We start from the raw sequence: 12,009 nt of genomic DNA on the forward strand, positions 1-12,009 counted from the left end.
CTGGGGCAGATGGCGCTGTTGCCTGTGAATTCAAGCAGTCTTGCCGGCTAGCGGTGTTTTTGCCGACGCGGCAAATTGCTAAGAAGGAAAGAGTGCCTGATTCCTGCTTCGTGTTCGTGCTACGAAGCGGGAGGGCTTATGTGAGGAATACATGACGAAATCGCGTCAGGCCGACGACTATAACGCACCGCTTGTGGATCGTGGGGGGCGTTCTGGCACGGTCTTGCGCATTCTTCTGCTGGCGCTCGTGCTGATCGCGGCGGCCGGCGCCTTCGTCTTCTTCAAAAAGTCGCTCGACAATGAGGTGGTGCTTGGCGGTCTCGGCGTGCTCGCCATGGTCGGCATCTTCTTCCTGGTGTCTTCGGTCATCGGCTTCATCGAGGTGATGCCGCAGCACCAGTCCGACAGCCTGGCACGCGCCTTCCTCAACAGTCATCCCGACGGTACGCTGATCACCGACGAAAAAGGCCGAATCATCTATGCCAATGCCGCTTATGGCGCGCTGACCGGCGCGCGCAAAGCGACCGAGGTGCAGACGCTGGAAACGCTGCTGTCGCGCCATCGCGAATCCAACGAGGCGCTCTACAGGCTGGTTAACGGCCTGCGCGAAGGCAAGGAAGGCCGGGAGGAATTTCGCCTGCTGCGCGCCGTCGGGCCTGGCAGCAACAGCTCCGGCGCGCATTGGTACCGGCTGAAGGCGCGGCTGCTGCAGCCGGAGGAAAACGGCGGCAAGCCGCTGCAGATCTGGCAGATCACCGACATCACCACGGAGCGCGACGACCAGGAGCGCTTCTTCAAGGAATTGCAGAACGCGATCGACTATCTCGACCATGCGCCGGCCGGCTTCTTTTCCGCCGGCAGGAAGGGCGAGATCTTCTACCTGAATGCGACGCTTGCCGAATGGCTGGGCCTCGACCTCACCAAGTTTGTGCCGGGCTCGATGACGATCGGCGACGTCGTGGCGGGCGAGGGACTGGCGCTGATCCAGTCGGTGCAGGCCGAACCGGGCCTGAAGAAGACCGTGACGCTCGATCTCGACCTGCGCAAGAGCAACGGCCAGAGCCTGCCGGTGCAGATCATCCACAGCGTTACGTCGATGCGCGACGGCGCACCCGGCGAAAGCCGGACGATCGTGCTGGCGCGTGAAAAGAGCGATGCCGGCGGCCAGTCCGCTTCGGCCGCCGCCATGCGCTTCACCCGCTTCTTCAACAATACGCCGATGGCGATCGCCTCGGTCGACGGCAACGGGCGCATCCTGCGGACCAACGCGCCGTTCCTGAAGATGTTCTCCGGCGTCGTCTCGCGCGACGACCTCGAAAAGGCGCCGCATCTTGAAACCATCGTGCAGGAGAGCGACCGGCCACAGCTGGCCGCGGCGCTGGCGGCGGCCAAAGACCGCCAGGGCGACATCGCGCCCCTCGACACCCGCACACCGACCGACGAGGCGCGCTATTTCCGCTTCTATGTCAATGCCGTCATCGACCAGAGCGACGAGGCGCCAGAGGAGGCGGCGATCGTCTATGCCGTCGAGGTGACAGAGCAGAAGGCGCTGGAAGCGCAGATGGCGCAGACGCAGAAGATGAATGCCGTGGGAACGCTCGCCGGCGGCATCGCGCATGATTTCAACAACGTGCTGACGGCGATCCTGCTTTCCTCCGACCATCTGCTGCTGCAGGCGCGGCCGGCCGATGCCAGCTTCGCCGACCTGATAGAGATCAAGCGCAACGCCAACCGCGCCGCCGTGCTGGTGCGCCAGCTGCTCGCCTTCTCGCGCAAGCAGACGATGCGGCCCTCGGTGCTGAACCTCACCGATGTCGTCGGCGACCTGCGCATGCTGGTCGATCGGCTGCTTTCCGGCACCAATGTCAAGCTCGACGTGCAATATGGCCGCGACCTCTGGCCTGTGAAAACAGACCTTTCGCAGTTCGAGCAGGTGCTGATCAATCTCTGCGTCAATGCGCGCGACGCGATGCCCGAGGGTGGCACGCTGACATTGCGCACCCGCAATCTGACCGCTGCCGAGGTCTCTGCCTTCAATTACTCCTACATGCCGGCCGAGGACATGGTGCTGGTCGAAGTCGCCGATAACGGCACCGGTATCGCACCGGAGATCATGGACAAGATCTTCGAGCCGTTCTTCACTACCAAGGATGTCGGCAAGGGCACCGGTCTTGGCCTCGCCATGGTCTACGGCATCGTCAAACAGTCGGGCGGCTACATCCAGCCGGAATCCGAAGTCGGCAAGGGCACGACCTTCCGCGTCTTCCTGCCGCGCCACATTCCGGAGCCGGCGGTGGCCGCCGAAGCAGGTTCGATCGACGGCGCCATCGCCGGGGCCGAAGTGGTGCCGCTGCCGGTATCGCCGCAGCAGCCGGAGGACCTGACGGGATCGGCCGTCATCCTTCTCGTCGAGGACGAGGAGGCGGTGCGCCGCGGCGGCAAGCGCATGCTGGAAACGCGCGGCTACACCGTGCACGAGGCGGGCTCGGGCGTCGAGGCGCTGGCCATCTTGGAAGAACTCGACGGCAAGGTCGATATCGTCGTTTCCGACGTCGTGATGCCCGAAATGGACGGGCCGACGCTGTTGCGCGAGCTGCGCAAGACCTATCCCGACATGAAGTTCATCTTCGTCTCGGGTTATGCCGAAGATGCCTTTGCCCGCAACCTGCCGCCGGAGGCGAAGTTCGGCTTCCTGCCGAAGCCTTTCTCGCTGAAGCAGCTTGCTGTTGTGGTGAAGGAGACGTTGGACGGGTGAGGAGGTTTGACGGAGAGGTCGTGCCGTGTTGGCCCCTCTCTGCCCTGCCGGGCATCTCCCCACAGGTGGGGAGATCACAAGGGGCGAACGCTTCCCATCACATCAACGCTTCACCGAGTTGAAAGGGACATTTGTTCAGAAAGCCGGTGGCTCCAGCCAATCTCCCCACCTGTGGGGGAGATGGCCGGCAGGCCAGAGGGGGCTTGCTCGGCATAACCGGCAGCCCGTAGCTCTCATTCACCCAGCGCCACCGCAATCTCAGCAGCAAGCCGCGCGTTGTTTTCGACGAGCGCGATGTTGGTCTTCAGGCTCTGGCCGTCCGTCAGGTCGAAGATGGTCGACAGAAGATAGGGTGTTACCGCCTTGCCGGTGACTTCGTCGCGTTCGGCGCTGTCGAGCGCCCGCTCGATATAGATTTCCATCTCTTCGCGCGCGATCTCGTCGGCCTCGGGCACGGGGTTGGCGACGAGCATGCCGCCGTCGATGCCGAGTTGTTCGCGCACCGTCTGGAAGTTGGCGATGGCGGCCGGGCTGTTCAGCGACAGCGGGCTGTGGATGCCCGAGGAGCGCGACCAGAAGGCGGGGAAATCCTCGCTCTCATAGGTGACGACAGGCACGCCGCGAGTTTCCAGCACTTCCAGCGTCTTCGGAATGTCGAGGATCGCCTTGGCGCCGGCGCAGACGACGATGACGCCGGTGCGAGCGAGTTCCTCGAGATCGGCTGATATATCGAAGCTTTCTTCGGCACCGCGATGCACGCCGCCGATGCCGCCTGTGGCAAAGACACGGATGCCGGCGCGCGCCGCCGCGATCATCGTGGCCGCGACCGTGGTGGCGCCGGTGCGGCGCTCGGCGATGGCGAAGGCGAGATCGGCGCGCGACACCTTCATCACTTCGGTCGCCTTGGCGAGTTGCTCCAGTTCCGCGGCTTCAAGACCAATATGCAGCGTGCCGTGAATGACGGCGATCGTTGCCGGCACTGCACCCTGTTCGCGGATGATCGCCTCGACGCTGCGGGCCATCTCGATATTGCCGGGATAGGGCATGCCGTGGGTGATAATGGTCGATTCCAGCGCCACCAGCGGTGCGCCGCGCTGCTTGGCGCTGGCGACTTCCTTCGAATAGGCGATCGGCAGAAGAGGGGAGATGGGCTTGGTCATGGTCTTGTCCTGTGATCGACAGAGCATGATGCCGAAGTGACGACATCATGCTCAACTATTTAATCAGCCGCTTCAATGCAGAATTCTGATCTGGGGAACAAGGGCAAGCGCCTCATTCAGCAGATCGGGCGTCAGATTTTCGTTGACGGCGTGCCGCGACTGCACGGTCAGTATGGCGGCCGCAGTGCCGTGGCGGACGGCCTCTTCGAGCGAAAGGCCTGATATCAATGCGGCGAGTGTGCCGGCCGCAAGAGAATCGCCGGCACCCGTAACATCGGCGACGGTGTCGGCGATCGGTGGCTGCAGCGTCATGGCGCGGCCCTCGCAAAGCGCGACGAGCTCGCGCCGGCCGCGGGTGACGACGGCATTCCTGATGCCAATTTCATTCAGCAACGGCCGCCAGCCCGCAGCCTCTTCCGGCCGCTCGCCGGTAAGGGCGGCAGCTTCAGCCTCATTCAGGAACAGGTAGTCGATATCCCCGATGCAGGGTTTCAGCCTGACGACCTTGGCCGGCGAGATGGCGATTGCCGCAACAGGCTTGGCGAGGGAATGCGCCTTTGCGACGATCGCCGCGATCGTCTCTTCCGGCAGGTTGGCATCGAAGAGGATGAAATCGTGGGCGGCGAAGGCCTCCCGCACCCAGCGGATGGACAGACGCCGCGGCACGAAGAAGCGGTAGAGATCCATGTCGGCAAGGGCGATCACCAGATTGCCGTCCTTCTCGATGATCGCCGTGTAGCTCGGCGTCTTGCGGTCGAGGAAGACGAAGGGCCGGTCGTCGATGCCGGCGAAATCGGCAGCTTCTCCGACCGTCTCGCCCATCGGATCGCCGCCGCGCGGCGAGATCATCGTCACCTGAAAACCGAGCCTTGCCAGGTTGCGCGCCGCATTGAAGCCACCGCCGCCCGGCTCCTCGAACCATGTGCCGGGATTGCTGGCGCCAGGCGCCGTCTCGCCGGAGATGCGGCCGCGCCGGTCGATATGGGCGCCGCCGAGAACAAGAATCTTTTTCTTCATCCGATCCGCTCTCCCGATGCCCGAAGGACGAATCGATACGGTGCGCCCTGACGCGGCGGAGTCGGCACTTTTGGCCTAAGCCGTTGCTTTTTATTGATAAAACAAATGCAGAACACGTGTCGTTTTACCTTTTTCTTTCAACTGTTTGATCGCCTATTGCGAGAATGGAACAAATAGGGTACAAACTCGACATTGCTTGAGCGGCTTCAATAACCTAAAGGTGGATCGGATGTCTCAGAATTCATTGCGGCTGGTAGAGGACAAATCGGTGGACAAAAGCAAGGCGCTTGAAGCGGCACTCTCACAGATAGAGCGGTCGTTCGGCAAGGGCTCGATCATGAAACTCGGCTCCAACGAGAATGTTGTCGAGATCGAGACGATCTCGACCGGCTCGCTTGGTCTCGATATTGCACTCGGCGTTGGTGGCCTGCCGAGGGGCCGCATCATCGAGATCTACGGGCCGGAAAGCTCCGGTAAGACCACGCTTGCATTGCAGACGATTGCCGAAGCGCAGAAGAAGGGCGGCATCTGCGCCTTCGTCGATGCCGAACATGCGCTCGATCCCGTCTATGCCCGCAAGCTTGGCGTCGACCTGCAGAACCTTCTGATCTCGCAACCCGATACCGGCGAGCAGGCGCTTGAAATCACCGATACGCTGGTGCGCTCCGGCGCCGTCGACGTTCTCGTCGTCGACTCGGTCGCTGCCCTGACGCCGCGTGCCGAAATCGAAGGCGAGATGGGCGATAGCCTTCCCGGTCTTCAGGCGCGCCTGATGAGCCAGGCGCTGCGCAAGCTCACCGCTTCGATCTCGAAGTCGAACACCATGGTTATCTTCATCAACCAGATCCGCATGAAGATCGGCGTTATGTTCGGTTCGCCGGAAACGACGACGGGCGGCAATGCGCTGAAGTTCTATGCTTCCGTGCGCCTAGACATCCGCCGCATCGGCGCGGTCAAGGAGCGCGAAGAGGTGATCGGCAACCAGACCCGCGTCAAGGTCGTCAAGAACAAGATGGCGCCGCCCTTCAAGCAGGTCGAGTTCGACATCATGTATGGCGAGGGTGTTTCCAAGACCGGCGAACTGGTCGATCTCGGCGTCAAGGCCGGCATCGTCGAGAAGTCGGGCGCCTGGTTCTCCTATAACAGCCAGCGCCTCGGCCAGGGCCGTGAAAACGCCAAGACCTTCCTGCGCGACAATCCGGATCTCGCCCGCGAGATCGAACTGTCGCTGCGCCAGAATGCCGGCCTGATCGCCGACCGCTTCCTGCAGAACGGCGGACCGGACCCCGATGACGGCGATGGCGATGCCACTGCGGAAATGTAATTTTCGCGCCTAAACTCATCGGACAGTTCCAACCGGCCGCATTCCTGATGAGAATGCGGCCGGTTTTGTTTGTCTGCTGGACAGCGGCGGGGGTGAACGTTAAAAGCCGATGAATTTAAATTACCTGCCTCCGGCAGCATTGAAGGGCATAGCATGAGCGGTGTGAACGATATCCGGTCGACCTTCCTCGACTATTTCAAGAAGAACGGCCATGAGATCGTTCCGTCGAGCCCGCTCGTGCCGCGCAACGACCCGACGCTGATGTTCACCAATGCCGGCATGGTGCAGTTCAAGAACGTCTTCACCGGCCTCGAAAAGCGTCCCTATTCGACGGCGACGTCTTCGCAGAAATGCGTGCGAGCCGGCGGCAAGCACAACGACCTCGACAATGTCGGTTATACTGCACGCCACCTGACCTTTTTCGAGATGCTCGGCAACTTCTCCTTCGGCGACTATTTCAAGGAGAATGCGATCGAGCTTGCCTGGAAGCTCGTCACCGAAGGCTTCGACCTTCCGAAGAACCGCCTGCTGGTGACCGTCTATTCCGAGGACGAAGAAGCTGCGACGCTGTGGAAGAAGATCGCCGGCTTTTCCGACGACAAGATCATCCGCATCCCGACCTCAGACAATTTCTGGCAGATGGGCGATACCGGCCCCTGCGGCCCGTGCTCGGAAATCTTCATCGACCAGGGTGAGAATGTCTGGGGCGGCCCTCCGGGCTCGCCGGAGGAAGATGGCGACCGGTTCCTGGAATTCTGGAACCTCGTCTTCATGCAGTTCGAGCAGACTGCACCCGGCGAGCGCTCGCCGCTGCCGCGTCCGTCGATCGATACCGGCATGGGGCTGGAGCGCATGGCCGCCGTTCTGCAGGGCGTTCAGAGCGTATTCGACACCGATCTCTTCCGCACGCTGATCGGCACCATCGAGGACACGATGGGCGTCAAGGCGGAAGGCAGCGCCAGCCACCGCGTCATCGCCGACCATCTGCGCTCCTCGGCCTTCCTGATCGCTGACGGCGTGCTTCCGTCGAATGAGGGCCGCGGTTATGTGCTGCGCCGCATCATGCGCCGCGCCATGCGCCATGCACAGCTGCTCGGCGCCAAGGAACCGCTGGTCTACAAGTTGCTGCCGACGCTGGTGCAGCAGATGGGCCGCGCCTATCCGGAACTGGTGCGCGCCGAGGCGCTGATCTCGGAAACGCTGAAGCTGGAGGAAAACCGCTTCCGCAAGACGTTGGAACGAGGCCTGTCGCTTCTGTCGGACGCGACGACGGATCTTTCCAAGGGCGATATGCTGGATGGTGAGACCGCCTTCAAGCTCTACGACACCTACGGCTTCCCGCTCGATCTGACGCAGGATGCACTGCGTGCCCGTGAGATCGGTGTCGACATCTCCGGCTTCACCGATGCGATGCAGCGCCAGAAGGCCGAAGCCCGCTCGCACTGGGCGGGTTCCGGCGAGAAGGCAACGGAAACCGTCTGGTTCGAGCTTCGGGAAAAACACGGCGCCACCGAATTCCTCGGATACGATACCGAGACGGCCGAGGGTGTCGTGCAGGCAATCGTCAAGGACGGCGCTGTCGCTGCCGAGGCGTCGGCCGGCGACAAGGTGCAGATCGTCGTCAGCCAGACGCCGTTCTACGGCGAATCCGGCGGCCAGATGGGCGATACCGGCGTGATCTCGTCCGACCACGGCAAGATCGAGATTTCAGATACGCAGAAGAGGGGCGAAGGTCTGTTCGTGCATCAGGGTACCGTCGTCGACGGCGTGTTCAAGGATGGCGATGCGGTCGTGCTGACCGTCGATCATGCCCGCCGGTCGCGGCTGCGCGCCAACCATTCGGCGACGCACCTGCTGCACGAGGCGCTGCGCGAGGTGCTAGGCACCCATGTCGCCCAGAAAGGTTCGCTGGTCGCGCCCGAGCGCTTGCGTTTCGACGTTTCGCATCCGAAGCCGATGTTGGCCGAGGAACTGAAGATCGTCGAGGATATGGCAAACGAGATCGTGCTGCAGAATTCGCCGGTTACAACGCGGCTGATGAGCGTCGACGATGCGATCGCCGAAGGCGCGATGGCGCTGTTCGGTGAAAAATACGGCGATGAAGTCCGAGTCGTGGCGATGGGCGAGGGCATGCGCGGCGCCAAGGCCGGCAAGCCTTATTCGATCGAACTCTGCGGCGGCACGCATGTCGTGGCCACCGGCCAGATCGGCCTGATCCGCGTTCTCGGCGAAAGCGCCGTCGGAGCCGGCGTTCGCCGCATCGAGGCCGTCACCGGCGAATCGGCGCGCGAATATCTCGCCGAACAGGACGAACGCGTAAAGACGCTTGCCGCCTCGCTGAAGGTGCAGCCGGCCGAAGTGCTGTCGCGTGTCGAAGCGCTGATGGACGAGCGCCGCAAGCTCGAAAAGGAACTGGCTGACGCCAAGCGCAAACTCGCCATGGGTGGCGGGCAGGGCAGCTCGGTCGATGCCGTGCGCGAAGTCGCCGGCGTCAAGTTCCTCGGCAAGGCGATTTCGGGCGTCGATCCCAAGGATTTGAAGGGGCTTGCCGATGACGGTAAGACCAGCATCGGGTCGGGCGTCGTTGCCCTCGTCGGCGTGTCCGACGACGGCAAGGCAAGTGCTGTGGTGGCGGTGACACCGGATCTCGTGCAGCGCTATAGCGCCGTCGATCTCGTCCGCATCGCATCTGCCGCCCTTGGCGGCAAGGGCGGCGGCGGCCGCCCCGATATGGCGCAGGCTGGCGGCCCCGACGGATCGAAGGCCGATGAAGCGATCGAGGCGGTTGCCGTAGCACTTGCCGGCTGAACTGCCGCCTGACAACAGTTTGAAATTCAAACCGGCTGCGAGATCATGGATTTCGCAGCCGGTTTTGTTTTCAGCGGCCGTGGTCCCTCGATGTTCAGTTTCGCGGCTGCAACGCCAGGCGGCAGGCGAGCCCGGTGAAGACCGTTGCCAGAATGTATTGCGGTAACTTCGGGAAATGGCTCGCCGACTGGAGTCTCGAACGGATCGTGCTTCCGAGGAAAATCACGGCGCCATTCACGACAAGTCCAATGCCGTTCAGGATGCTTGCAAGTATCAGCATCTGCATCGTCAGCGACCCGGCTGACGCATTCACGAATTGTGGAAAGAGCGCCATGACGAAGAGCGCCATCTTCGGATTGAGCAGATTGGTGGCAAGGCCCGCAAAGAAGATACGCCGGCCCGACAGCCGCTTCAGCGTCGATGCCGGCTGAAAGGCGGCGCCTTCCGAGCGGACCGTCTTGTAGGCGAGATAGAGAAGATAGCAACAGCCGGCCCAGCGCACAGTTTCATAGGCGGCCGGCACGGTCATGAAGAGCTGCGACAGCCCAAAGGCTGCGGCAAGGGCGTGGCAATAAGTGCCGAGCGCGATGCCGGCATAGGTCAGGAAGCCGGCAGCGCGTCCCTGGCTGATGCTGCGGGAGGCGATCAGCAGCATGTCGGGACCGGGCGTGGCGGTCAGCACCAGCGCTGCGGCGGCAAAGAGCATTAATGTTGAAAAATCCGGCATCTATCATTCCTTTTGGGTTCGAGCCGGAATTCCGGTCTACGCAGGATTCGCCGAAGGTTCAAGTCAGCAGGATTTGTCAAATCGGACTATGGTTCTCTCAAGCCGATCGATTTGCACGAGGTTCCGACATGAATGGCGACACGGCATGGGCACTTTATGAAAACCGTCTGAGACGGGTTTCGGCCTATATTCACGACCACCTCGACGAGGACCTGGATATGGAGCGCCTTGCCGAGATCGCCTGCATGTCGAGCTATCACTGGCACAGGATCTACCGGGCGATTTACGGCGAGACGCTGGCGGCCACCGTCAAGCGGCTCAGGCTGCATCACGCGGCGGGCGAGATCGTCCGCACGGAACTTGCCGTCAGTGAAATTGCGAAGCGATCAGGCTATCCCAATCTCCAATCCTTCAATCGTATTTTCAAGTCGGTCTACGGCATGCCGCCGGCCCGCTACCGGAAAGAGGGAAGCCACACAGCCTATGAGCCCTCACCTAACGGAAAGACCAAAGTCATGTTAGACGTTACCATACGTGAGATCGCGCCGATCGAGCTGATCGGTGTTGCCCATACCGGTTCCTACATGCAGATCGACAAGGCCTTCGAGACGCTGTTCGGCACGCTTTACGCCCGCGGCCTCGCCAAGCCCGACATGCGGATGATTGGCGTCTATCTCGACGATCCCGACATTGTGCTGGAGGAAAAGCTGCGCTCGATCGCCTGCGTCACCGGCGCTTCCGACGTGCCGGCCAATGCGCCGTTCGAGCGGCGCACGATCGACGGCGGCGATTATGCCGTGCTGCGCCACAAGGGTCCCTATGCCAATATGCCGAAGTCCTATCAATGGCTCTTTGCCGAATGGCTGCCGAAATCCGGCCGGCAGTTGAAGGACAGGGTTATGTTCGAGGAATATCTCAACAATCCACGCGAGGTGCCGCCGACCGAGCTTCTGACGGATATTCACATGCCGCTCGTCTGACGCCGTCGATCGGGGGGCGCGTCGGATCCGCCGCGCCTTCGAGACTTAGGCGGCCTGCATGGTCTTGACGGCTTCGTCATCAAGGGCGTTGGCCCGTTTGTAGGCCTCACGCTCGCTGATGCGGCCGACATAATCGACGAAGGCCTGGCGTCTTTCGATGCCGCCAAATCCGAGGCCCCAGCCGACATGGGAGCCGACATAGACGTCGGCGGCGGTGAAGCGCTCGCCGGCGATGTAGGTCGAAGCGGAGACGGCTTTCTCGAGTGTGTTCATGACGTCGCCGAAACCGCCGCAACCGGCCATGCGCAGGCGCTCCTTCGGAATTTCGAAGCCGAGGGTCTTCATCGTCACCGCCGACTCGAGAGGACCGGCGGCAAAAAACATCCAGCGATAATAGCGGGCGCGCTCTTCCGGTCTCGGCGCCAGCGCCTTGTCAGGAAAGGTCTCGGCGAGATAGGCGCAGATCGCCGCGCATTCGGTGACGACGGTGTCGCCGTGGCGGATCGCCGGCACCTTGCCCATCGGGTTGACCGAGAGATATTCGGGCGCCTTCATCGTCTCGCCGAAGGTCAGGTATTCGGTGCGGTAGGGCTGGCCGATCTCCTCCAGCATCCAGCGCGCGATGCGGCCGCGCGACATCGGGTTCGTATAGAATACCAGTTCCTCGGTCATGAAATCCTCCTCGTGTTGCCGTTATTTGGTCCCACGGAATCAATAGCGCAGCGATGGCCGCCTGCAAGTCCCGACCGTTAGAGCGCCTTGCGATATTGGATGAAGCCGGAGCGCTCGGCGATCCTGTCGTAGAGCCGCCGCGCCGTTGCATTCGTTTCGTGCGTCATCCAATAGAGCCTGCCTGCGCCGTTGGCGCGGGCGAGGTCGGCGACTGCCTCGATCAAAGCGGCACCGGTACCCAGCCCGCGCTGGCTGTTTTCGACATAGAGATCCTGCAGATAGCAGGTCCATTGCGGCAGCCAGCAGGAGCGGTGAAAGACGGCATGGACGATGCCGACGAGACGGCCATCTTCGTCAAAGGCGCCGAGCGCGTGCATCGGTTCGTCAGGATCATGGAAGCGAGCCCAGGTGAGAGCCGTGGTTTCGGGCGGGATGACCACTTCGTAGAAGCGCTGATAGGCCTCCCATAGGCGTTCCCAAACGGCGCGGTCCGAGGGTTCAAGCGGTCGCAGGATGGCCGTCATCGGTTCATTCTCCCAAAATGAAAACGGCGGGGAAATCCCCGC

General features: G+C 62.2%; 9 protein-coding genes. 4 read left to right on the plus strand and 5 right to left on the minus strand.

Features of this window, described 5'->3' with window-relative positions; translation table 11 throughout:
* Window positions 1-151: 151 nt before the first annotated feature.
* Window positions 152-2,755: a PAS domain-containing sensor histidine kinase gene (locus HX898_RS04430; protein ID WP_138329294.1), complete on the plus strand. Its 2,604-nt coding sequence runs from the start codon at window positions 152-154 to the stop codon at window positions 2,753-2,755.
* Window positions 2,756-2,988: 233 nt separating this feature from the next.
* On the opposite strand, the gene HX898_RS04435 is transcribed toward HX898_RS04430, so the two are convergent.
* Complete coding sequence (locus HX898_RS04435; RefSeq protein WP_138329296.1) at window positions 2,989-3,915, minus strand: pseudouridine-5'-phosphate glycosidase; 927 nt, start codon at window positions 3,913-3,915, stop codon at window positions 2,989-2,991.
* Window positions 3,916-3,987: 72 nt separating this feature from the next.
* The gene (locus tag HX898_RS04440; protein WP_180194091.1) at window positions 3,988-4,932 is read right to left on the minus strand and encodes a carbohydrate kinase family protein; all 945 of its coding nucleotides are present in this window, start codon (window positions 4,930-4,932) and stop codon (window positions 3,988-3,990) included.
* A gap of 229 nt (window positions 4,933-5,161) precedes the next feature.
* Here HX898_RS04440 and recA point away from each other — a divergent pair, with 229 nt between their 5' ends.
* The gene (gene recA, locus HX898_RS04445; protein ID WP_003540131.1) at window positions 5,162-6,256 is read left to right on the plus strand and encodes a recombinase RecA; all 1,095 of its coding nucleotides are present in this window, start codon (window positions 5,162-5,164) and stop codon (window positions 6,254-6,256) included.
* A gap of 153 nt (window positions 6,257-6,409) precedes the next feature.
* Window positions 6,410-9,064, plus strand: coding sequence for an alanine--tRNA ligase (gene alaS / locus HX898_RS04450; protein WP_180194092.1), 2,655 nt, complete (start codon window positions 6,410-6,412; stop codon window positions 9,062-9,064).
* A 94-nt stretch (window positions 9,065-9,158) separates the two neighbouring features.
* Here alaS and HX898_RS04455 read toward each other — a convergent pair whose 3' ends face one another.
* On the minus strand, window positions 9,159-9,791 hold the full coding sequence (locus tag HX898_RS04455; RefSeq protein ID WP_246697883.1) for a LysE family translocator: 633 nt from the start codon (window positions 9,789-9,791) through the stop codon (window positions 9,159-9,161).
* A gap of 128 nt (window positions 9,792-9,919) precedes the next feature.
* Between HX898_RS04455 and HX898_RS04460 the strand changes: the two genes are divergently transcribed.
* On the plus strand, window positions 9,920-10,771 hold the full coding sequence (locus HX898_RS04460; protein WP_180194093.1) for an AraC family transcriptional regulator: 852 nt from the start codon (window positions 9,920-9,922) through the stop codon (window positions 10,769-10,771).
* 45 nt (window positions 10,772-10,816) lie between these two features.
* Here HX898_RS04460 and HX898_RS04465 read toward each other — a convergent pair whose 3' ends face one another.
* Both HX898_RS04465 and HX898_RS04470 read right to left on the minus strand, forming a co-directional pair.
* On the minus strand, window positions 10,817-11,443 hold the full coding sequence (locus tag HX898_RS04465; protein WP_138329301.1) for a glutathione S-transferase family protein: 627 nt from the start codon (window positions 11,441-11,443) through the stop codon (window positions 10,817-10,819).
* Between the two features lie 77 nt (window positions 11,444-11,520).
* Window positions 11,521-11,967 (minus strand): GNAT family N-acetyltransferase, encoded by a 447-nt coding sequence (locus tag HX898_RS04470; protein WP_138389063.1) that lies wholly within the window; start codon window positions 11,965-11,967, stop codon window positions 11,521-11,523.
* Window positions 11,968-12,009: the final 42 nt, after the last annotated feature.

The organism is Rhizobium sp. WYCCWR 11128 (assembly GCF_013416305.1).
GTDB lineage: Bacteria > Pseudomonadota > Alphaproteobacteria > Rhizobiales > Rhizobiaceae > Rhizobium > Rhizobium indicum.

What these genes read in the sequence shown, in the direction of transcription:
- HX898_RS04430 (WP_138329294.1), top strand. Translation starts at nt 152, where the DNA reads ATGACGAAATCGCGTCAGGCCGACGACTATAACGCACCGCTTGTGGAT.
- HX898_RS04435 (WP_138329296.1), bottom strand. Translation starts at nt 3,915, where the DNA reads ATGACCAAGCCCATCTCCCCTCTTCTGCCGATCGCCTATTCGAAGGAA.
- HX898_RS04440 (WP_180194091.1), bottom strand. Translation starts at nt 4,932, where the DNA reads ATGAAGAAAAAGATTCTTGTTCTCGGCGGCGCCCATATCGACCGGCGC.
- recA (WP_003540131.1), top strand. Translation starts at nt 5,162, where the DNA reads ATGTCTCAGAATTCATTGCGGCTGGTAGAGGACAAATCGGTGGACAAA.
- alaS (WP_180194092.1), top strand. Translation starts at nt 6,410, where the DNA reads ATGAGCGGTGTGAACGATATCCGGTCGACCTTCCTCGACTATTTCAAG.
- HX898_RS04455 (WP_246697883.1), bottom strand. Translation starts at nt 9,791, where the DNA reads ATGCCGGATTTTTCAACATTAATGCTCTTTGCCGCCGCAGCGCTGGTG.
- HX898_RS04460 (WP_180194093.1), top strand. Translation starts at nt 9,920, where the DNA reads ATGAATGGCGACACGGCATGGGCACTTTATGAAAACCGTCTGAGACGG.
- HX898_RS04465 (WP_138329301.1), bottom strand. Translation starts at nt 11,443, where the DNA reads ATGACCGAGGAACTGGTATTCTATACGAACCCGATGTCGCGCGGCCGC.
- HX898_RS04470 (WP_138389063.1), bottom strand. Translation starts at nt 11,967, where the DNA reads ATGACGGCCATCCTGCGACCGCTTGAACCCTCGGACCGCGCCGTTTGG.